16 protein-coding genes are annotated in these 19,980 nt (G+C 69.8%); 12 read left to right on the forward strand and 4 right to left on the reverse strand.

What is annotated here, in order from left to right; all coding sequences use genetic code 11:
• Nucleotides 1-504: 504 nt before the first annotated feature.
• Nucleotides 505-2,754 carry a glycosyltransferase family 39 protein gene (locus tag AB0I94_RS32645; RefSeq protein ID WP_363313368.1) on the reverse strand — a complete coding sequence of 750 codons (2,250 nt, stop codon included), beginning with the start codon at nucleotides 2,752-2,754 and terminating at the stop codon, nucleotides 505-507.
• A gap of 20 nt (nucleotides 2,755-2,774) precedes the next feature.
• On the reverse strand, nucleotides 2,775-4,253 hold the full coding sequence (locus tag AB0I94_RS32650; RefSeq protein ID WP_363313318.1) for a bifunctional glycosyltransferase family 2/GtrA family protein: 1,479 nt from the start codon (nucleotides 4,251-4,253) through the stop codon (nucleotides 2,775-2,777).
• A 736-nt stretch (nucleotides 4,254-4,989) separates the two neighbouring features.
• Between AB0I94_RS32650 and AB0I94_RS32655 the strand changes: the two genes are divergently transcribed.
• The 3 genes from AB0I94_RS32655 (at nucleotide 4,990) to AB0I94_RS32665 (ending at nucleotide 7,663) form a co-directional block, all read left to right on the forward strand.
• Nucleotides 4,990-5,724 carry a hypothetical protein gene (locus tag AB0I94_RS32655; protein WP_363313319.1) on the forward strand — a complete coding sequence of 245 codons (735 nt, stop codon included), beginning with the start codon at nucleotides 4,990-4,992 and terminating at the stop codon, nucleotides 5,722-5,724.
• The gene (locus AB0I94_RS32660) at nucleotides 5,702-6,034 is read left to right on the forward strand and encodes a hypothetical protein (protein WP_363313320.1); all 333 of its coding nucleotides are present in this window, start codon (nucleotides 5,702-5,704) and stop codon (nucleotides 6,032-6,034) included. Before AB0I94_RS32655 ends, AB0I94_RS32660 begins: the two co-directional genes overlap by 23 nt.
• A 1,182-nt stretch (nucleotides 6,035-7,216) precedes the next feature.
• Nucleotides 7,217-7,663 carry a hypothetical protein gene (locus AB0I94_RS32665; RefSeq protein ID WP_363313321.1) on the forward strand — a complete coding sequence of 149 codons (447 nt, stop codon included), beginning with the start codon at nucleotides 7,217-7,219 and terminating at the stop codon, nucleotides 7,661-7,663.
• A 15-nt stretch (nucleotides 7,664-7,678) separates the two neighbouring features.
• On the opposite strand, the gene AB0I94_RS32670 is transcribed toward AB0I94_RS32665, so the two are convergent.
• Nucleotides 7,679-9,628: an acyl-CoA dehydrogenase gene (locus AB0I94_RS32670; protein ID WP_363313322.1), complete on the reverse strand. Its 1,950-nt coding sequence runs from the start codon at nucleotides 9,626-9,628 to the stop codon at nucleotides 7,679-7,681.
• A gap of 400 nt (nucleotides 9,629-10,028) precedes the next feature.
• Between AB0I94_RS32670 and AB0I94_RS32675 the strand changes: the two genes are divergently transcribed.
• From AB0I94_RS32675 to AB0I94_RS32710, 8 genes are all read left to right on the forward strand, one after another.
• Entirely contained in the window at nucleotides 10,029-10,712 is a 684-nt protein-coding gene (locus tag AB0I94_RS32675; protein WP_363313323.1) for a ScbR family autoregulator-binding transcription factor, read from the forward strand.
• A 145-nt stretch (nucleotides 10,713-10,857) separates the two neighbouring features.
• Nucleotides 10,858-12,090, forward strand: a complete 1,233-nt coding sequence (locus AB0I94_RS32680; protein ID WP_363313324.1) for a cytochrome P450 — start codon at nucleotides 10,858-10,860, stop codon at nucleotides 12,088-12,090.
• A gap of 141 nt (nucleotides 12,091-12,231) precedes the next feature.
• A complete protein-coding gene (locus AB0I94_RS32685) occupies nucleotides 12,232-12,432 on the forward strand; it encodes an acyl-CoA carboxylase subunit epsilon (RefSeq protein WP_363313325.1) in 201 nt (66 codons plus the stop codon).
• Between the two features lie 124 nt (nucleotides 12,433-12,556).
• A complete protein-coding gene (locus tag AB0I94_RS32690) occupies nucleotides 12,557-14,152 on the forward strand; it encodes an acyl-CoA carboxylase subunit beta (protein ID WP_363313369.1) in 1,596 nt (531 codons plus the stop codon).
• Nucleotides 14,153-14,216: 64 nt separating this feature from the next.
• A complete protein-coding gene (locus AB0I94_RS32695; RefSeq protein WP_363313326.1) occupies nucleotides 14,217-14,858 on the forward strand; it encodes a ScbR family autoregulator-binding transcription factor in 642 nt (213 codons plus the stop codon).
• Nucleotides 14,859-15,143: 285 nt separating this feature from the next.
• Nucleotides 15,144-15,977, forward strand: coding sequence for an AfsR/SARP family transcriptional regulator (locus AB0I94_RS32700; RefSeq protein ID WP_363313327.1), 834 nt, complete (start codon nucleotides 15,144-15,146; stop codon nucleotides 15,975-15,977).
• 8 nt (nucleotides 15,978-15,985) lie between these two features.
• Nucleotides 15,986-16,642, forward strand: a complete 657-nt coding sequence (locus AB0I94_RS32705) for a ScbR family autoregulator-binding transcription factor (RefSeq protein ID WP_363313328.1) — start codon at nucleotides 15,986-15,988, stop codon at nucleotides 16,640-16,642.
• Between the two features lie 279 nt (nucleotides 16,643-16,921).
• Complete coding sequence (locus AB0I94_RS32710; protein WP_363313329.1) at nucleotides 16,922-17,743, forward strand: AfsR/SARP family transcriptional regulator; 822 nt, start codon at nucleotides 16,922-16,924, stop codon at nucleotides 17,741-17,743.
• Nucleotides 17,744-18,021: 278 nt separating this feature from the next.
• On the opposite strand, the gene AB0I94_RS32715 is transcribed toward AB0I94_RS32710, so the two are convergent.
• Nucleotides 18,022-18,258 (reverse strand): DUF6059 family protein, encoded by a 237-nt coding sequence (locus AB0I94_RS32715; protein WP_363313330.1) that lies wholly within the window; start codon nucleotides 18,256-18,258, stop codon nucleotides 18,022-18,024.
• Between the two features lie 175 nt (nucleotides 18,259-18,433).
• Between AB0I94_RS32715 and AB0I94_RS32720 the strand changes: the two genes are divergently transcribed.
• Nucleotides 18,434-19,900 (forward strand): hypothetical protein, encoded by a 1,467-nt coding sequence (locus AB0I94_RS32720; RefSeq protein ID WP_363313331.1) that lies wholly within the window; start codon nucleotides 18,434-18,436, stop codon nucleotides 19,898-19,900.
• The last annotated feature ends 80 nt before the right edge of the window (nucleotides 19,901-19,980 follow it).

Consider the following 19,980-nt stretch of genomic DNA (forward strand, 5'->3'; position numbering starts at 1 on the left):
GCGCACCAGCCGATCATTGCGGGACCTTCATCGTTGCCCGCAATACGTCACAGCATGAACTGCGTCCAATAGGGGTCGGAGCCGACCGCGGTGCATACGCTGATCAGCCAGAACAGCACGGTCAGAGACATGGACAAACTGAGATGCCGACCGGCTTTTACGTGCAAGCCATCCCTCACTCGGGACGGCCGCCCCGCGGCGAACCGATCCTGAAGCGGGCCTGCCTTTAGGGTCCTGGGCGCCTTCGCGGAGGCCGGGGAGGGCCTGCCCCTCCGCACGCTCGCGGCTCGGGCTGGTTTTCCGAAGAGCACCACGTCCCGGATCGCGGCCCAGCTGACGGGTGCGGGCGCCCGCCGCGGGCCGTCTGCCGTCCGCCCGCCGTCGGGGGTGGTGGGTGGTCCGTCGGTACGGGCGACAGGCGGGCCGGGGTTCGGTTCGCGTGTGGTGGGTTGTGTGGCTGGGGTTGGTGGCCGGTGCGTGTACTGCGTTATCGCTTGTGCTGTTTTATGGCTGTTGGTGTCGGTGTCGGGTTGTGGTGGGTTGTGTGAGGTCGTAGAGGGTGGTGCCGTCGATGGTGGTTTTTTGGAAGTGGGTGGTGACCCATTTCCATATGTGGGTGCTGGTGCCGTGGGGTGCGGCTCCTTGGCTGTCTGCGATGAGGTAGTGGATTTTGTTTTCGGTGACGTGTTGTTGGAATTGGGTGAGGGTGGGGGAGGGGTCGGTGCCGACGAAGCCGCCGATCGCCATGATGGGGCGTTGGGTGGAGAGTTGGTAGCTGGCGGCGATTTGGGCGCCGATGGTGGCGGCGGGCCAGGTGTAGTCGTCGGCGTTGGTCAGGAGTGTGGCTTTGACGTTGTCGCTGACGGTGATGCCGTTGAGGAGGGCGTCGATGTCGCCGCTGCTGGGGGCTTGGGTTTGGGTTTGGCTGTCTGGCTGGGGGGTGTCCGCTTTGCCGGGTGGCTGTGGTGTGCCGCCGGTATCGTCGGGGTCGCCGGCCGGTATGGCGGCGCCTGTGCCCAGGGGGTCGCTTTCGGCGCTGCCCGGTGCGTTCCTGTCGCCCGCCTCGCCCGTGCCTGCGGGCCCGCTTTGGGCGCCCGGTCCGCTCGTGCCGCCTGCCTCGCCTGTGTCTGCGGGGCTGCTCGCGGTGTCTGGTTCGCCTGTGTCTGCGGGGCTCGTGGCGTCGGGTGTGGGGGGGCCGGCGGCGACGATTGATCCGGTGTGGCTGTCGCGCAGGGTTGTCACGGTGTAGGCGAGGGGTCCTGCGAGTGAGGCCGCGAGTCCCAGGGCGGCGGCGCCCAGGGCCAGTTGATGCCCCAGCCGTTGCCCGGTCGGTTGCCCCGGCTGTTGCCCGTTCCGTTGTCCGTTCTGTTGCTCCAGCTGTTGTTCGGTCCGTTGTCCCGGTTGTTGTCCGGGCTGGTGTCCGGTGCTTTGTCTGTTGCGTTGTGTGAGTTGTTTTGCGAGGGGTAGGGCGAGTGCGGCTGTCAGGCCGGTGGCGAGTATGGTCCAGCGGAGCCAGGGCAGGTATCCGCTGGTGCGGGTGAGCAGGGTGTGTGACCAGATTGCGGTGAGGGCGAGTGTGAGGGCCAGTGTGGTGGTGGCGGATTTCTGGTTGCGGTGTTGCCACAGGGTGGTGGTGCCCATGCCGATGAGTGCGGCGATGTAGGGGGCCAGGGCGACGGTGTAGTAGGCGTGGAACATGCCTTGCATGAAGCTGAAGGTGGCTGCGGTCGTCACCAGGGCGCTGCCCCAGGCCACATACGCGGCGCGTGTGGTGTCGGTGCGTGCGGCTCGGCGGGTTGCCAGGAGTGCGGCGGTCAGCAGGATCAGTGCGGCGGGCAGGAGCCAGGTGATCTGTCCGCCGTTGGATGTGCTGAGGAGTCGGCTGATGCCGGTGGTGCCTGAGCTCCAGGTTCCTCCGGCGTTGCCGGCGTCGTCGCCGTTCAGGCGGCCCAGGCCGTTGTAGCCGAAGGTCAGTTCCATAAAGGAGTTGTGGTGGGAGCCTCCGATGTAGGGGCGGGTGGCGGCGGGCCACAGTTCTACCAGCGCCACCCACCAGCCGCCGCAGACGAGCACCGTGAGTGCGGCCAGGACCAGTTGGCCCAGCCGGCGTGGGAGGGGGGTCGGTGCGCATACGGCGTACAGGAGTGCCAGGGGCGGCAGGATCAGGAATGCCTGCAGTGATTTGGTGAGGAAGGCCAGGCCGACGGCGGCGCCCGCCAGGAGGAGCCATTTGGTGCGGGCCTCTTCCATCGCGCGCAGCACGCAGTACACGGTGAGGGTCATCAGCAAAGCCAGTGGCGCGTCGGGGTTGTTGAAGCGGAACATCAGCGCGGCGACGGGGGCGGTGGCGAACACTGCGATGGCGATGAGGCCGGCCGGTGCGGTGAACCGCCGGCGTACCGCGGCGTAGAGCACTGCGGCGGTGGCCACGGCCATCAGTACCTGGGGCAGCAGGATCTGCAGGGTGCCCAGGCCGAAGAGGCGTACGGACAGGGCCATCGGCCACAGCGCGGCCGGCGGTTTGTCCACGGTGATGGCGTTGGCGGCGTCGGATGAGCCGAAGAGGAAGGCCTTCCAGTTTTCGCTGCCCGCCTGCGCGGCCGCGGAGTAGAAGGGGTTGGCGTAATGGGAGGCGCTCAGGTTCCACAGGTAGGCCAGTGCCACGGCGGCAAGGAGCCCGATCAGCGCCGGGCGCACCCAGCGGGCGTCGGGGGCGGCGGGCGGGGAAGGGGGCGCGGATGCCGGCGCGGGCACGGGTGAAGGTGCGGTGGCGGTCACTGGGCTGCTCCCAAGTCGTGGCGGCGCTTTACGTGGACGTGGCCGTGGACGTGGCCGTGGCTGTGGCTGTGGGGGTGGGTGTGGTGGGGGGTGTGGTCCTGGTGGGTGGTGCGGTGGTCGGGGAAGACCCAGATCCGCAGCAGCAGGAAGCGCAGTACGGTGGCCGCGAGGTTGGCGGCGATCAGCACGGTGAGTTCGCTGCCGTGTCCGGGTTCATGGACGGCCGTGTTGAGCGCGGCGAGGGAACCGCTGGTCAGCAGGAGGCCGATGGCGAACACCACGAGCCCCTGGGCCTGGTGGCGCACGGCCCGCTGGCGGCCGCGGACCTGGAAGGTCCAGCGCCGGTTGGCGGCGGTATTGGCCAGTGCGGAGACGAACAGGGCGGCGGCGTTGGCGAGCTGGGCGCCCAGCCCGAGCCGGGAGAGCGAGTACAGCAGCAGGTAGAAGCAGGTGGACAGTGCTCCCACCACACAAAATCCGAGCAGTTGTCGCGCCAGCCCTCTGGGTACTCCGGGCAGTTGGCGATCGCGCGGGTCGTCGCCGAAGGGCCGTGCGAGCCGGTCCAGTGACAGGGCGCCGGCCGCCAGGGCCCGCCCCACCCGCCACACGCCCTTGAGGTCGTCGGTGGCGGTGCGCAGGATGTGCACGGTGGAGTGGGGGTCATCGACCCAGTCCACCGGCACCTCGTGGATGCGCAGTCCGGCCCGTTCGGCGAGTACGAGCAGTTCGGTGTCGAAGAACCATCCGGTGTCCTCGACCATCGGCAGCAGCCGCTTTGCGACATCGCGCCTGATCGCCTTGAACCCGCACTGCGCGTCGGAGAACCGGGCGGCCAGCGAGCCGCGCAGGATCAGGTTGTAGGTCCGTGAGATGAATTCCCGCTTGGTGCCGCGCACCACCCGTGCACCGCGTGAGAGCCGCGAGCCGATCGCCAGGTCCGAGTGCCCGGAGATGAGCGGCGCGACCAGCGGAAGCAGCGCGTTGAGGTCCGTGGACAGATCCACGTCCATGTAGGCCAGGACCGGGGCTTCGGAGCCCGACCACACGGCGCGCAGCGCCCGCCCGCGCCCCTTTTGCTCCAGGCGGTGGACCCGTACCTGGTCCAGCTCGGCCGCGAGTTGGGCGGCGATCTGGGGTGTGCGGTCGCTGCTCGCGTTGTCGGCGACGGTGATGCGGAACCCGGATGGCCCGTAGGGGAAGGTGCGGGCCAGGTGGGCGTGCAGCCGCCGCACACAGCTTTCCAGGTCCGCCTCCTCGTTGTAGACGGGAATGACGACGTCAAGGACCGGCAGGCCGCCGCCCCAGGCGGGCAGATGCTCCCGCACGGGCAGGTGCTCCCCGCCGGGCCGCTGCTGGTGGCCGGCCAGGGCCCGAGGGGTGGCGCTGATCTGGCTGATCTGGTCGCTCGCCCGGGGGTGGGGGCTCATGCCGTGGTGGCGCTCCACTACGGGCGTGTGCTCTTGTTCGCTGGACACACCAGTCCTCCCTGCTGGTCGGAGCTTGCGGCTCAGGGTGTGAGGCGCGGGTCGTAGCCCGATCGAGGAAGGCTCAAGGTGCGCAGCGCCGCTCGCGTACGAGGCGCCGCCGGTGCACGCGCGAGGTGCCGGCATGAAGTGCGGTGGCCGTTGCGGGGCGCCGCCCCCCTCTTCCACTGAGATGCAGGCGCCGGGAGCCGGGCAGGAGGCTGCCGCTGCCGCCCCCGGTGGAGCGGCCGGCGGCCATCACCCCGTCAGCTGGAGGCGGTGCGAGGGCCTCACCCCCCTGCCGTCGCTGCTTGGCTGCTTGGCTGTCTGCCGGAGGGCGGCCCGCGGCGGGCCCGCAGCAGCCCGCGGCTCGCGCATCCGACCGGTTTTCACCATGGCTCCCGCGCAATGGGGCAGTGTGCGACGGCCGGTGTCGGATTCCAGCCCCGTGCGCGTGCACCGCTGGAGGGGATCGGCAGGGTGGAAAGACCGGCGATCGAAGGGATTTCCTCGCTGCCTGTGACGCTCTTGCCGGTCAGCGGCGGGGTGCGCGGGGGGCGCTGGCAGGGGCCTTGAGGGAAATTGGGTAACTGCTGCTCGGGTACCGCGTGTGGGAGGGCTCCGGAACGGTGCTTCCCGCGGGAACGGCTGGGGTGTCTGCTGCGGTCAAGGTTCCTGCGGACGGGTGCATGGCAGACGGGGAGTGGGGTGCGGCGACTGGTCGGTCACGGGGGAGAGGGTGCGGGGAATGCGTCGTTGGGCATGGGTCGGCGCTCTGGCGGTGGTGCTGGCGCTGCTCGGCGGCTACGGCTGGTATCGCCTGAGCGGCACCGGGAAACGCTGGCGCTGCGAAGACAGGCTCGAGTCGTACTGCGGCGGCGTGCTGCCGTACGAGGAGACTGTGGCCCTCACGGGCCTCCCGTCCGGCCCGGCCACAGGACTGCCCCACGATGTTGGAGAGGGCACGCCCAGGCAGGGGTACGACTTCTGCTGGGTTGCAAGCATGGACATCGTCGTCACCGCCGCACGCATCCCTGACAGCGCCCCCATCGACCTGAAGTTCTACCTCCCGCGGCTGCGCGCAGAGGCACTTGCCACACCGATGGGCGGGGGCTGGCGGGGCTTCACCGACGGCGTGAACACCGCGGTCGTTCTTCCGTGCACCAACCAGGACAGGGCGATCACTGCCGCCGCGCAGCTCACCGAGGAGGAGCCCGGCAAGAGCGTGAGCTGCCGGGTGGCCGAGCTGGTCGCCGCGACCGCCGTCAACGCCGCTGATCGCTGGGGCTGCGAGAGGAAGCCGGGCGCCCGCGTGCAGGTCGCCGGCCCAGTGTCAGACTCCTCAACTCCGCAGGAGGCCGATGGCGCTTGCGCTGGGCTGCGCTGGGTGCGCGGCAAGCGGATCGGCACAGTCACGCCAGACTCCCGCAGACCAGTTCGCGCCCTTTGCGGTGTGCGTGTTGGACGACGAGGGCACCGATGACGGCTATCGTCTGGAAGCCTCGTTCGGCCCTTACGCCCTGCGCGAGCGCAATGACAGCCTGCACAGCAGACTGAACGCGAAGCCGGCCGGCAGCGGTGAGGAAACCGAGGAGTTCTTCTGGGCGAGTGCCGGCTGTCCGGGGGACGGGCCCCGCGCCCTGTTCCAGATCAGCCCGCAGAGCGCGACGTCCGGTAATCCGTCCTTCGCGCGAGCCGCGTCGGCCGCATGCGCCCAGCGTGCGGCCGAGCGGCACGACTGCGCCGACCTGCAACTTTGGCCCGCACCCTCATGCCGCTTGAACGTTGCCTGAAGCGGCATGAGCCCCTGCCGTCCTCACTGTGAAGTGCCCGGACCTTGTTGAGGTTCGGGCACTGTCCGCGGGGTGCTCGTCTTATGCTGACTTGTCCCTGGGCCGGCTCTCAGCGATGAGCCAGGCGACTATCCCGGCGGTCAGCGCCCTGAGGCCCGCCACGGGGGCCTTGCGTGACACGTGGCCAAAACCCGGAGGATTAACGCTTGCCCTGGTGGTGACCTCACGAGTCCAAGAACTTGGACAGCCTGTAGGTCTCTTGATAGGAGTTGGAACACTCGCTTGTCGCCAGTGGACATGTCCGGGTGCCATGGGAGAGAGGCGGCCTTGTAGAGGCTCGCAGGAGACCGGGCGCCATCGGGTGATGCCCCAGCCGTTGCCGCGGGACAGAAGCGCCGTGCCGGAGCCTCCAACACGCGGTGCCTGAGCAGCAGTTGCTCAATTTTCCTCAAGGCCCCCGCTGGCACCACTGGGGCGGATCGCTCGTGCCCGTGCCGTGTGCCTTCCCGCTGCCCGGCACATGCCACGGCAAGGACGTGGCGTGCTGCCCGGCCTGGCCTGCGGGGGCGGGCTCTTTGGCCCGTACGCGGCCGGCCAGAGGGGGGATATCGGGTGCCCGGGCGTGGGCCTCTCCCAAGGCCGCGGCCGGCAGCTTCTTGCCCGCCGTCGCCTCACGACCGGCCTGCCGCCAAGGTGGGGGCAGGGACCCAACAAGTACCGGGAATCGGGAATCGAGAAACCCGTCGGGCACGGCCGGATCCGTGAGGATGCCCGCAGGGGCCCGCGGCCTTGGGCGGCCCTGTCGCAGGGCGCGCCCAGGCCCTGCCGCGATCAGCCCTTCGCGGCCCCGCCCCCGCTGCCGTCACCGTCCAGCGGCCCCGCTGCCGTCACCGGCCAGCGCCCCCCGCTGCCGTCATCAACAAGCGGCCCCGCTGCCGTCACCGGCCAGCGGCCCCTGTCCCGTCACCTGAGGGGGCAGGGGCTGCTGGCCGTGGTGCTCGTGGCGCTGTGCACACTCACTCGACACTCACTCGACGCGTGCTCGATGTGTGCTCGACGTGTGCTTGAAGTGCAGTGCGCAGGCACTGTTTCGGCGGTGGACTGCGGTGTTCTCGGCTCCTGGGAGCCGGTCTTGAGCCGTAGGCTCGGGCCCGGGCTCAAGGAGAGGGAGAGTGCTGCGGGATGAGTCAGGTGATACGGACCAAGCCCTTCAGCCTGCTGAAAGTCGCGCAGCTTGCCGGGGTCAGCGCGAAGACTGCCTATGCGGCGCGTGACAGGGGGGTGCTTGATCCCTGTGTCCTGGGGGCCAGTGATGCCTTGCCGTTGCGTACGTTCGATGCGCTGCGCAGGTTCAGCTGGCCCGGTACCAGCTGCGCGCGCAATGTGCCCCGGCGCCTGCGGCGGTGGGAGTCGGGGGCGATCGAGCAGTCCCGTCTGGACATCGAGGCGGTGGACCGGCGGGCCGGGCTGTATGTCCATCGGGCCGGGGCCGTCCTGGTGGTGAAGCCGAGCGGGCATGCGTCGGTCGTTCAGGGGCTGCTGGCCGGTGAGGAGCCGTTTTTGCTTCTGCCGCTGGGGGCCTGGGCCCATGAGACGCGCCGGGGCCTGCAGCGCACCGGGCGGGGGTGAGGCGGCCCGGGGGTGTCAGTTGGGTGAGGTCTCCAGGAAGTCGCTGACCCTCATGGCGTAGGAGCTGTTGGCGATGGGGATGGCGGCCAGGTACTCCTGGGGCAGGTCGAAGGCCTCGACCAGGGGGCTCAGGTGCTCGGCCAGGGCGTGGGTCAGTGTGTCGATCGCCGAGGGCCAGGTTTGTATGTGGGCGCTGGACAGGTGGCCGGCGGCCAGCAGGTCTCCGGTGTGGTGGCTGATCTCCTGGAGCAGGAACAGCCGGCACAGGTCGTGGAGCAGCGTGCGGGCGGCGGGCTCGGCGCTGCGGCCGGCGGCGGCGATGAACGCGTCGGCGGCCTGCAGGCGGGCGTGGGCCGAGACCATTTCCAGGCCCGAGGAGGAGGCGGCGTTCCAGCGGCCGAGCGGATCGCCCCGGCGTCCCTGGCGCAGTGCGGTGCGCGCTCGGGTCTGCCACAGGGCCTCGACTTCGGCGAGCAGGTCGCGCAGGAAGACAAGATCGGTCAGGTCCTGGTCCTGCGGGGACGCCGGGCGGGCGTTCAGGCGCTGGGCGGGGTGGCCGAAGACCATCTCGGCGGCTGCCTTGATCCACAGGGGGAGGTTGTCGCCCTCGGCGGTGACCGAACCCTCGGCGTCCAGTTGCAGGTCGGCCAGGCCGTTGAGGGGGAAGAGCCCCTGGGCTCCGCACCGTTCACGGCATTCGATCATGATGGTGCGGCCCTGCCAGGTGATCCAGGCCTTGGCGATGGCCACCAGCCGCTCTGTCTCCACCCGGTTCTCGCTCGTGTGCGCGGCCCACCGGTCGGTCACGCTGCGGTGCAGGAAGGTCATGGCGTAGGCGGTGGCCAGGCTCTTGAGCAGCCTGCCGTAGTGGCTGCGGTGCGCGGTCAGCGGCACCCGCTCACCACTCTTGGGGCCGCTGATGTGGCGGTGGTGTGCGTAGCGCACGGCGATGCTCAGGGCCGCCCGGGAGGCGCCGACGCTGGCGGCGCTCATGCACAGCTTGCCCGTGGTGACGCGTGCGATCGACTGCAGGAACCGTTTGCGGCGGTTGCCCATGCTGCTGGTGAGCACCCCCTGCTCGTTCAGCCGCCCGTGGTCGGCCTCCAGCAGGGCCTCGCGGGGCAGCCGGACGTGGTCGAAGGAGGTGAGGCAGTGATCGACCGGGTTGCCGATCCGGTCGGGAAGCCGGCGCACGCGTATCCCGGGCAGCGCTCCCGCCTCGTTGCTCAGCTGTGCCAGGAACAGAAAGACCCCGTGGTCCTCACCGTCGATCAGGAGCCGCGCGGCGACCACGGCGCTCTTGGGGCCGCCGGTGGAGCTGGTGTTGGGCATGAACTTCTGCGCGCCGGGGCCGGGGGTGTTCAGGACGAAGCCCCCGGTGGCGCGGTCGAACTCGGCGGTGGTCTGCAGGGCGGGGGCGTCGTTGCCGTGCTCGAGCTCCGAGCACAGAAACGTTCCTGTGCGCTGCATGGAGGTGTAGGGGGACAGACCCTCGCGCTCGTCGTGGTCGTACAGGCTGCCCAGGAACAGGTTGTAGTGGATGCTCGCCAGCGCGCACAGCGCTCCGTCCGAGGCCGCGGTCCACTCGTGCAGACTGGCCAGCTGGCGCGGGTCGCGTGCCAGCTGCTCGGCGCAGACGACCGTGTCGTTCACCAGGCGCAGGCGGCGGTAGGAGAGTTCGGTGCGCTCGGCGCTGGTCAGGCCCGGGGCGTGACGGAATTCCTCGCGGGCGATGAGGTCGCGCCACCGCCCGTGTATTCGGGCCCGGTCGACCGGGTCGAACAGCTGGTGCATCAGCCCGGTGACCACGGGCGCCGTCGCGGGGCCCGCGCCGTTGGGGGGCGAGGCCTGCTCGGGGATGAGGTGCAGCAGGCCGGGGCCTGCGGGCGCATCGGCCACCGCGGGTCTGTCCTGGGTGCCGTCTGCGGCGGGGAGCGCGATCTTCTGCATCGTCAGCAAGGTCATATCACTGCCTCAGCTTCGAATGAATGGGTCGAGGTCGCCAATAAGATACTGACCTACCGGTTTTTTACAAGACTCTTTACTGACGCTTGACCTTCATTGTGGTGTCAAAGATGGAAATGGGAATTCCGGTTACCAATGCGCCCGGACAAACGGAACTCGGCCGTCCCAACGGATTCTGCCGAAGCCATTGGAAAACCGGTCGCCAGGTTTTATTCTTCCCTCCACGGCCCCTCCCGGTGGGCCGCGGAGGGCGGCCGTGTTCAGCCGGAGTGCCGCCGGAGTGCGACATGGCAGCGGAATGCTCTAGTCCAGAAAGGCGGAACGCACTAAGATACGTACGTGCCGGTTTCTTTTTCCGTGTTCCGTTGATCCGCCGGCGCTGGACTGGTAGGAGGATGTTGTGGCGCAGCAAGAGCGGGCCATCAGGACACGGCAGGCGATCCTCATGGCAGCATCCGCTGTGTTCGACGAGGTCGGGTACGAGGCCGCGACCATCTCCGAGATCCTCAAGCGGTCCGGCGTGACCAAGGGCGCGCTCTACTTTCACTTCACGTCCAAGGACGAGCTCGCACAGGCGGTGCTGAGCGCCCAGGTCGGTTCGGTGCCCCCGATCCCCCGGCGGGAGCTGACCTTGCAGGAGGGGCTGGACTCGGCCCTGGTGATGGCCTACCTGCTCAGCCGCGGGGACTCCCTGGTGCGGGGCAGTGTCCGCCTCACCGTCGAGCAGGGGGTGCGCGACGGCCTGAACCGGCAGGTGCCGATCCAGGCCTGGCTCGATGTCAACCAGGCTGTACTGGGCAAGGCCAAGGCGGGCGGGGAACTGCTTCCGCACATCGATGTGGCCGCCGCCGCGCGGCTGTTCGCCAGCTGCTTCACCGGCGTCCAGATCATGTCGAAGATCATGACCGGGCATGCGGACATGCCGGCGCGGGTGTCAGAGCTCCAGCAGTACCTGATGACGTCCGTCGCGGTGCCGGGGGTGCTCGTACAGCTGGACTTCAGGCCGGAGCGGGGCCAAGAGGTGTACGAGGAAGCGATGAACGCCCAGGAGAAGGCGCTGGCCTCCCAGGCCGGGCCGGCCTGAGTCTGTGAGCCGGTCCGAGCCGGTCCGAGCCGGTCTGAGCGGGTTCTCCCGTCGTGGTCCGCCGGGGGCGGGCTGTGCCCTCCTGGTGTGCGTGTGTGTCGAAGCGTCAGAACGTCACGACCAACGAAACGAACGGAGTGCATTGATGAAAGCAACTGCATGCCCGTACACCCTGGATGTTCTGGGGCGGGATCACGCCGGTGAGGCGGCGATGCTGCGGGCACAGGGGGGAGCAGTTGAGGTGGAGCTGCCCGGCGGGGTCATCGCCTGGGCCATCACCCGCCAGGCGGACATCAAGCAGCTGCTGGTGGACCCGCGCGTCTCCAAGAGCGCCCGGCAGCACTGGCCGGCCTTCATCGAGGGGCGCATCACGCAGGACTGGCCGCTCTACCCGTGGGTGTCCAACGAGAACATGCTGTTCTCCTACGGCGATGAGCACGCAAGGCTGCGCCGGCTGGTCGCGGCGGCCTTCACGGCGCGGCGCACCAAGGAGCTGCAGCCCTGGGTCGAAAGGCTCACCGGGGACCTTCTGGACGAGCTGGCCGCTCTGCCGCGCACGGCACGGCCCGATCTGCGGGCCTCGTTCGCCGCGCTGCTGCCCATGCGGGTGATCAGCGAGCTGTTCGGGGTGCCCGCGCACCTCAGGGACAGCCTCGCCGGTGCGATGCACACCGTCTTCAACAGCTCGGCGACGGGCCAGGAGATGGCCGCCGCACAGGGGCTGGTCTTCGGGCTGCTGGGCGAACTGGTGGCGCTCAAGCGCATCGAGCCCGGGGACGACCTCACCTCCGGACTGCTCGAGGTCAGAGACAAGGGCGAGGGACTGTCCGAACAGGAGCTGCTGGGCACCTTGAATCTCCTGCTGGCCGGCGGGCAGGACACCACCTGCACCCTGATCACCAACGCGATCGGCCAGCTCCTGCGCCACCCCGAGCAGCTGGCCCACGTACGCCAGGGACGCGCCGACTGGGACGACGTGATCGCCGAGACGATGCGGATGCACAGCCCGGGAGCCTTCTCGCCCATGCGGTTCGCCGTGCAGGACATCGAGCTGGACGGCGCCCTGATCAAGAAGGGGGACCCGATCCTGGTCAACTTCGCCGCCGGTCTCGACCCCGACTACCACGGGCCGGACACCGCGGTGTTCGACGTCCTGCGCACCGGGCGCCGCGACACCATCGGCTTCGGGCACGGCGCCCACTACTGCATGGGAGTCCCGCTGGCCCGGCTGGAGACGACCACCGCCCTGGCCGGGCTCTTCGACAGGTTCCCGGACATGACGCTGGGGGTGCCCGAGGAAGAGCTCGAACCCATGAAGACGTTCATGATGAACGGCTACGCATCCCTGCCCGTGCAGCTGCACGGAGCCCCGGGCTGACCCGGCCGCGCCCCAGCTGATCCAGAGAACTCCGTATCCCCTCCGGGATACGGAGTTCTTCTTGTGTGCGCCTTCCAGCGAGCCGAGAGCCGTCCTTGAGAGGGGTGCCCGACCGTGACCGCACAGCAAAGGAGGCAAAAAATGGGCAATCCGGACAGTGGTCAGGCCGTGCTGCGCCTCGAGCGCGGGCAGGCCAGTGACGAGGAACTGGCCGCACTCACCGTCGTGCTGCTCTCCCGGTGCCGCGAGGACGCCGGGCCGGGGCAGGGGCGCGGGCGCCCCCTCAATGGCTCGCGCTGGTGGAAGAGGCCTGACTACAGCGCCCCGCGCAGCTGGCAGTGATGCGGCACCCGCCGGGTGCCACCCCCACCTATAAACCGCATGGACGGTTTGTTAGACTGTCCGTATGGACCCCGGGACCGGACCTGCTCGGCCTGGCCCCAGGAAGGGATCTGTCATGGAGACGATGATTTCCCCCGCCCCGGCCGAGGCGGAGGCGGAGGCGGAGGCCACCGACATCCGCGGGCGGGTGGCGGAGCTGCACGCGGTCCGGGTGCAGGCCCAGGCGGGGCCGAGCGAGCGTGCGACCGCGGCCCAGCACGCCAAGGGCAAGCTGACCGCGCGCGAGCGGATCGGTCTGCTGCTGGACGCGGGCTCCTTCCAGGAGGTCGAGCAGCTGCGCCGGCACCGGGCCACCGGCTTCGGCCTGGAGGCCAAGAGGCCCTACACCGACGGCGTGATCACCGGCTGGGGCACGGTGGAGGGCCGCACCGTCTTCGTCTACGCCCACGACTTCCGCATCTTCGGCGGCGCGCTCGGCGAGGCGCACGCCACGAAGATCCACAAGATCATGGACATGGCCATCGCGGCCGGCGCCCCGCTGATCTCGCTGAACGACGGCGCGGGCGCCCGGATCCAGGAGGGCGTCTCGGCGCTGGCCGGCTACGGCGGCATCTTCCAGCGCAACACCAAGGCCTCGGGCGTCATCCCGCAGATCTCGGTGATGCTGGGCCCGTGCGCCGGGGGAGCGGCCTACAGCCCCGCCCTGACCGACTTCGTCTTCATGGTCCGCGAGACCTCCCAGATGTTCATCACCGGACCCGATGTCGTCAAGGCCGTCACCGGCGAGGAGATCTCCCAGAACGGTCTGGGGGGCGCGGACGTCCATGCCCAGACCTCCGGGGTCGCGCACTTCGCCTACGACGACGAGGAGACCTGCATCGCCGAGGTCAGGTACCTGATCTCGATGCTCCCCTCCAACAACCGCGAAAATCCGCCATCTTATGTGAGCGGCGATGCGGCCGACCGCCGCTCACCGGCCCTGCTCGACCTGGTCCCGGCGGACGGCAACCGTCCCTATGACATGCACAAGGTGATCGAGGAGCTCGTCGACGAGGGCGACTACCTGGAGGTTCACGAGCGGTGGGCGCGCAACATCCTGTGCGCGCTGGCCCGTCTGGACGGCAAGGTGGTGGGCATCGTCGCCAACCAGCCGCAGTCGCTGGCCGGCGTTCTGGACATCGAGGCCTCGGAGAAGGCGGCTCGGTTTGTTCAGATGTGTGATGCGTTCAATATTCCGATCGTGACCCTGCTGGATGTGCCCGGCTTCCTGCCGGGGGTGGACCAGGAGCACGGCGGGATCATCCGGCACGGAGCCAAGCTGCTCTACGCGTACTGCAACGCGACGGTGCCGCGGATCTCGCTGATCCTGCGCAAGGCGTACGGAGGTGCGTACATCGTGATGGACAGCCAGTCCATCGGCGCGGACCTCACCTACGCCTGGCCGACCAACGAGATCGCGGTGATGGGCGCCGAGGGCGCCGCCAACGTCATCTTCCGCCGGCAGATCGCGGCCGCCCAGGACCCCCAGGCGATGCGTGCGCGCATGGTCAAGGAGTACAGGGCCGAGCTCATGCACCCCTACTACGCCGCCGAGCGGGGCCTGGTCGACGACGTCATCGATCCCGCGCAGACCCGCGAAGTCCTCATCAAGTCCCTCGCGATGCTCCACAACAAGCACGCCGACCTGCCCTCGCGCAAGCACGGCAACCCACCGCAATAACCGTAGGCCCACGGGAGAAGCCGGCGGCCGCTGCGCCGGCTTCCCCGCGATCAGGAGATCCTCGATGGTGAAACAGGAGCGTGCGGCACGCACGCGCGAGTTGCTGGTGCGGGCTGCCGCCGAGGCGTTTGCCCGGGAGGGGTTCATCGCGGCTTCGCTCACCACCATCAGCAAGCGGGCGGGGGTGAGCAACGGCGCCCTGCACTTTCACTTCGAGAGCAAGAGCACGCTGGCCCGTGCGGTGGAGGACGAGGCGGCCGCCGTCCTTTGCCGGCTCGCCCGCGGCGGCGACCCGCGCGCGGGCGCGCTGCAGCGGCTGGTCGACGCCACGTACCACCTCATGCGCAGGCTGGACCAGGACGTGGTGGTCAGGGCCGGCTTCGAGCTGAGCAACTGCGCCGCGCTCCGGGACCGCAGCATCGATCTGCGCGGGCAGTGGCAGCACTGGATCGAGCAGGTGCTGCAGGAAGCCGAGCATCAGGGGGAACTGGCCGCAGGCGTGCCCGCGGCCGATGCCGCGACCGTGGTGGCCGCGGCCATGGTGGGCTTTGAGATGCTCGGGGCCAGGGACCGCCACCGCACCTCCACCAGCAGGCTCCTGCCGTTCTGGCAGCTGATGCTGCCCCGGCTCGCGGCGCCCGGGCTGCTGAAGCAGGTCGAGCCCGCGGGCACCCCCCGCACCGCACCGCCCCAGCCCCCCACCTAAACAGCCCGCCCGGTCTGCTTTGAGGCCGTTTCGGCGCCCGCACGGGCGCCGTTCCCCGCGCCGCCCGGGACGCGCGGGGAGGACAAGCCCCCTTGCTCGAACCGTCAACTACTGTATTTGCCACGCTTGTTGGGGCTGATTGAAGCAGAATATCAGCATAAAAAGGCGCAGGCGACCGCCGTGCTCCTCCCATAAAAACAGCCTGAACGGTTTAGTATTGACAAACCGTCCGTCCTGTTTTGTAATCGGGGGTGCCTAGAACCGCACAGGGACGGGGGAGACGGCGTGGAGATCGACGTACTGGGTCCATTGGCCGTGCGGGAGAACGGGGTGTCCATCACCCCGACCGCACCGAAACCGCGGCAGGTGCTGGCCCTCCTGGCGCTCCATGCCGATCAGGTGGTGCCCGTCGGCGCGCTCATCGAGGAGCTGTGGGCCGCCACCCCGCCGCGCAGTGCGCGCACCACGCTGCAGACCTATGTGCTGCAGCTGCGTGAGCTCATCGCCGTCGCCCTGAAGAAGGACGAACCGGTCGAAGGGCAGCCGCGGCGCAGCGCCAAGGACGTGCTGGTGACCCTTCCCGGCGGGTATCTGCTGCGGGGCGGCGCCACCAGTGACGTCCGGGAGTTCGAACGGCTCGCGGGCACCGGCTACCGGGCCATGGACTGCGAGGACTTCCAGGACGCCGCACGGCAGCTGCGCGAGGCGCTGGGCCTGTGGTCGGGATCCGCCTTCGCCGACGTCCAGACCGGCACGCAGCTGGAGATGGAGGCCAGGCGGCTCGAGGAGAGCCGGCTGTGCGCCCTGGACCAGCGTATCGAGGCCGATCTGCGCCTGGGCCGCCACCGTGAGCTGCTCGGCGAACTCACCGTCCTGGTCAGCCGCTACCGCACACACGAGAACCTGCACGCCCAGTTCATGCTGGCGCTGCACGGGGCGGGGCGCCGCGGCGAGGCGCTCGAGGTCTACCAGCGCCTGCGCGGCACGCTCGTACGGGACCTGGGCATCGAGCCCTCGGCCCGCCTGCGCAGGGTGCAGCGCTCGATCCTGATGACCGGCCCCGAGGCCCCGGCGCAGCCGCACAAGGCCGGCGGCGAGCACCTCGTGCGCGCGAGCTGAGCGCCCCGATGACACGCGGGGTGCAGGAACGCTCGGAACGGACCCGCGAACGCCTGGTGCACGCCGGCGCCGAACTCTTCCACCGCCACGGATATGCCGACGCGAGCCTGAGCGGGATCGCCGCCAGGGCCGGAGTGACGAAAGGGGCGCTGTACTTCCACTTCACCTCCAAGGAAGAGCTCGCGCACGCGGTGCTGCAGCGCGGCCGTGACCTTTTGGACGGTGCGCAAAGGCAGTTGCGGGCCGCGGGCGTCTCGCCGCTGCAGTCGCTCATCGACCTGACCTACTGGCTGGCGCGGACACTGCAGGAGGAGCCGGCCGTGCGGGCCGGCTTCAGGATCGCCCGTGAGCGTGCCGGGCGGCTGCCCCCGGCGAGCGACCTGCACCACGTGTGGATCTCCACCGTCTGGGAGCTGCTGCGACAGGCCCGCGCCGCGGGCCAGCTGCGCCGGCACCCGCGGCACGAGGGCCCCCAGACGCTGGTGGCCGCCGCAGTCTGTGTGATCGAGGTGATGTCGCAGACCGAGATGCCCTACGGCGAACTGCGCCAGCGCATCGGCGCGTTGTGGGACCTGATGGTGCCCGCTCTGGTGCCCCCCGGCGCGGCTGCGGTCAGAACCTGGCCGCACGCCCGGTGCGCCGCCCAGGGCATGGGGGCGCTCTGACCCGCTCACCGCTCACCGCTCGTCTGCCGGTGTCCGCCCCCGCGTTCTTCACGGCCCGTGAAGGCCCGGAAAAGAAGTCCGTGCAGAGCACTTCGGACACCGGCATGAGAACGCCTCGGTGCTTGTTTGGTTCTCGCCACGCCATCGGTTGGAGAGCAACTAGAGGCCGGGTAGAGAAAACCGCTTGCCCCGTACGGATCCGGCTAGCTTGATCGGGGCGCTTGTTTTTGGCCACTGAGAGGAACTCGAAGAGCAACTCGACGAGGTACGGAGGAGAACATGAAGATTCAGGTTCTGGGTCCGTTGAGTGCTGAAGTCAACGGGGGTTCGATTGTTCCGACAGCGGGCAAGCCGCGACAGATCCTGTCGCTCCTGGCCCTCTATCCGGGACGGGTGCTGCCCGTTCCCACGCTCATGGACGAGATCTGGGAGACGGAGCCGCCCAGGAGCGCGCTCACCACCCTGCAGACGTACATCCTTCAGCTGCGCAGGCGCCTGGGCACAGCGATGGGCCCAGGCGCCCCCGGCGGCGCCAAGGACGTCCTGGCGACCCGGCACGGGGGCTATCTGCTGCAGGTGCCCCAAGACTGCGTGGACGTGCACCAGTACGACTACCTGGTCGCCGAGGGGCAGACCGCTTTCGAGGCGGGCGCCAACGACGTGTCGGCCGCCCGGTTCCGCCAGGCGCTCGACCTGTGGAACGGGCCCGCACTGGTGGACGTGCAGGTGGGCCCCATCCTGGAGATCGAGGTCATGCGCCTGGAGGAGAGCCGGCTGGTCACCGTGGAACGGCGGATCGACGCCGATCTGCGGCTGGGACGGCATGCGGAGCTGCTGGCCGAGCTTGCCGAACTGGCCGCACGCCACCCGCAGCACGAAGGACTGCACTCGCAGGCCATGGTGGCGCTCTACCGCTCCGGCAGGCAGGCCTCCGCCCTGGAGGTGTACCGCAAACTGCGCGTGCGGCTGATCGACGATCTCGGTGTCGAGCCCTCGCCGCAGCTCCAGCGGCTGCATCAGGCCATGCTCAACGTCGACCCGCAGCTGGATGTCATCGCAGGCCCCCGGCGCACTTCGACCTTCGACCTCTTCGCAGCCTGAAACATCCGGTCGAAGACCGACGCGCACTCAAGCAGATCTCCACAGGCGCCGGATATGCTGCGTAATTTTGTGGTGAAGAATTCAAGGTTCATACCGGGGAGTTACCGAAGCGGCACACCCCAGGCCCTTCCGTTGTCTGAGCAGCTGAATGCTCCAAGGAACAGTACAGAAAAGACGGAATTCGTCGCCCACGAGTCTTCATGCCTCGTGGGCGATGAACGTATCCGCGCCTTCGCGGGCACCCGTGCCGCACCGGCGGTCACGGCCGGCGGTCATCGTCAGCCGCTCTTGAGTTCCAGCGCGAGCGCGTGCTCCGCCGGCGTCAGGGGAATGTCGGGGCACAGCCTTTCGGGATGGCCCGCAGGGGGAGCATCGAGCGGCCGGGCCGCGTCTGGGGCGGCGGCCTCCAGGCTCTTCCGCTCGCCGATCGTGTACATCAGGCCAAAGGCCATCAGGCTCTGCCACACCGCGTTCACCACGCGCCGCAGCAACAGGGCTGCTTTCACATCTGCCACCACTTCGGTTGTCCTGGCCGGGGCTGGGCCTGTGCCTGGTCATGGTGGCTTCCGGCGGTCAGGAAGTGCTCAAGGAAGGCCGGAGACCCCCCTGTTCCAGCGGCTCTCGACCTGTCCTGGACGCGCCTTTCCGAGGCTTTCGGCAACGGTTGTGTCAGCCAGCGAAGGGCCACCGATGATCTATGACGAGCGCAGGACCCTGGCCATCGACGGGTTCGACATGGCAGGCGCCCGCCCGGCGAGCGCCCCGGGCCCCTGGCCCAGGGACGCCGCCCTGCCGCCGCCCGCCCAGCGCGGGCAGAGCCGCACAGCGGGGGGCGAGGTCGAGGACGTCGAGGAACTGCTCGCCGATCTGCAGCTGGGGCGCTGGGGGCTGGCCGGACACGACCCGGAGCCCGCCGCGCAGCGGGCGGCCCGCCTCAGCGAGGAGGTCGCCTTTCTGGGCCTGTCCCGGCTGGTCACCGAACTCGCCCCGGGCGGCGGGCCCGCGGCGCCCGCCCTGCGCACCCCGCCGGAGCTGTCCAGCGGCCTTCAGGGCCGCCGTGCCGCGTACGACAGACAGTGCGCCGAGGCCAGGGAACGGGTGGGGGAGATCTGGCAGTGGCTGGCGCGGCGCCGTCACCAGCCCGGCACCAGCCCCGGCCCGGCGGAGCGCGGGCGCTGCTCGGGCCCGGTGCTGCCCCCGCCGCCCCACACGCCCCAGCAGCGCATCGACATCACCGCGCCCGTCGTGGACGTGGCGCCCATTGCGCAGTCCTGGGCGCGGGCGGCCGGGCTGCACGAGGGCACCCGCGCGCACAACTGGCGCCTGCTGCGCACCGGGCGGGGCCTGCCGGCGGATGCGTGGGCCGCGGACAGCAAAGGCGCCCTTCCCCGCTTCGGCGAGGTGCTCCTTGGCCTGGTCGCACAGATCCGTGAGCGGGGGCTGCTGCCGCCCGCCCACAAGGTCAGGCTGGTCAGCCGGCCAGGGGCCCGGGCCGAGGTGACACCGGTGCGGCTGCCCGGCCTCTCGCTGCTCAGCGTGGACACCGGGCTCACCCCGCTGTCCTACGGTCACCTCCAGCACGCCATCGGGCACCTCACCGAGTACGCCGCACGCCCCGCCGGGCTCTGTCTCGCGCAGCGCTGGTCGCTGTGCGGGCTGCGTTCTGAAGGGTGGGCCCTGCTCATCGGGCAACTGATCCAGACCCCCGCGGCCCTGGTCCAGACCGGTCTGGACGAACACACCGCGCAGGCCCTCGCCCGGTTCCTCGCCCAGGAGGAACAGTTCAGCCGGGGACTGATGGCCGCCGACCTGGCCCTGGACGCCGAACTCGCCACGTGCCGCGGGGTCGCCGATGCCCTGGACGCGGCGCGCGCGCTCACCGCGGCCACCGGCCTGGAACAGTCCGCGGAACTGATGCTGCTGCGACAGACCCGGATCGCCTCGACACGCCACCGGCTCGCCGGGCACGCCTGGTGCGACGCCGCGCTCGCCGAGCTCGACGCCGCCTTCGGCGCCGGCTGGGCCGGCCAGGACAAGGCGTGGGAGCTGCTGAGCGCAGCCTTGCGGGAGACGGACACCGCGACGGGATTCCTGCGCGCCCTGCGTGCGGCCCGCACCCCGCAAGGCGGGCGGCACTTGGCAGGAGCCGCTGTGTAGCCCACAGCCGCGCAAAGAGCGCCCCAGCGCCGCTACGGGCGCCGGCCCCGACGGCTGGGCGGGCGCCGCACGCCGAGTCG

This window comes from Streptomyces sp. NPDC050147, from assembly GCF_040660195.1.
Lineage (GTDB): Bacteria > Actinomycetota > Actinomycetes > Streptomycetales > Streptomycetaceae > Streptomyces.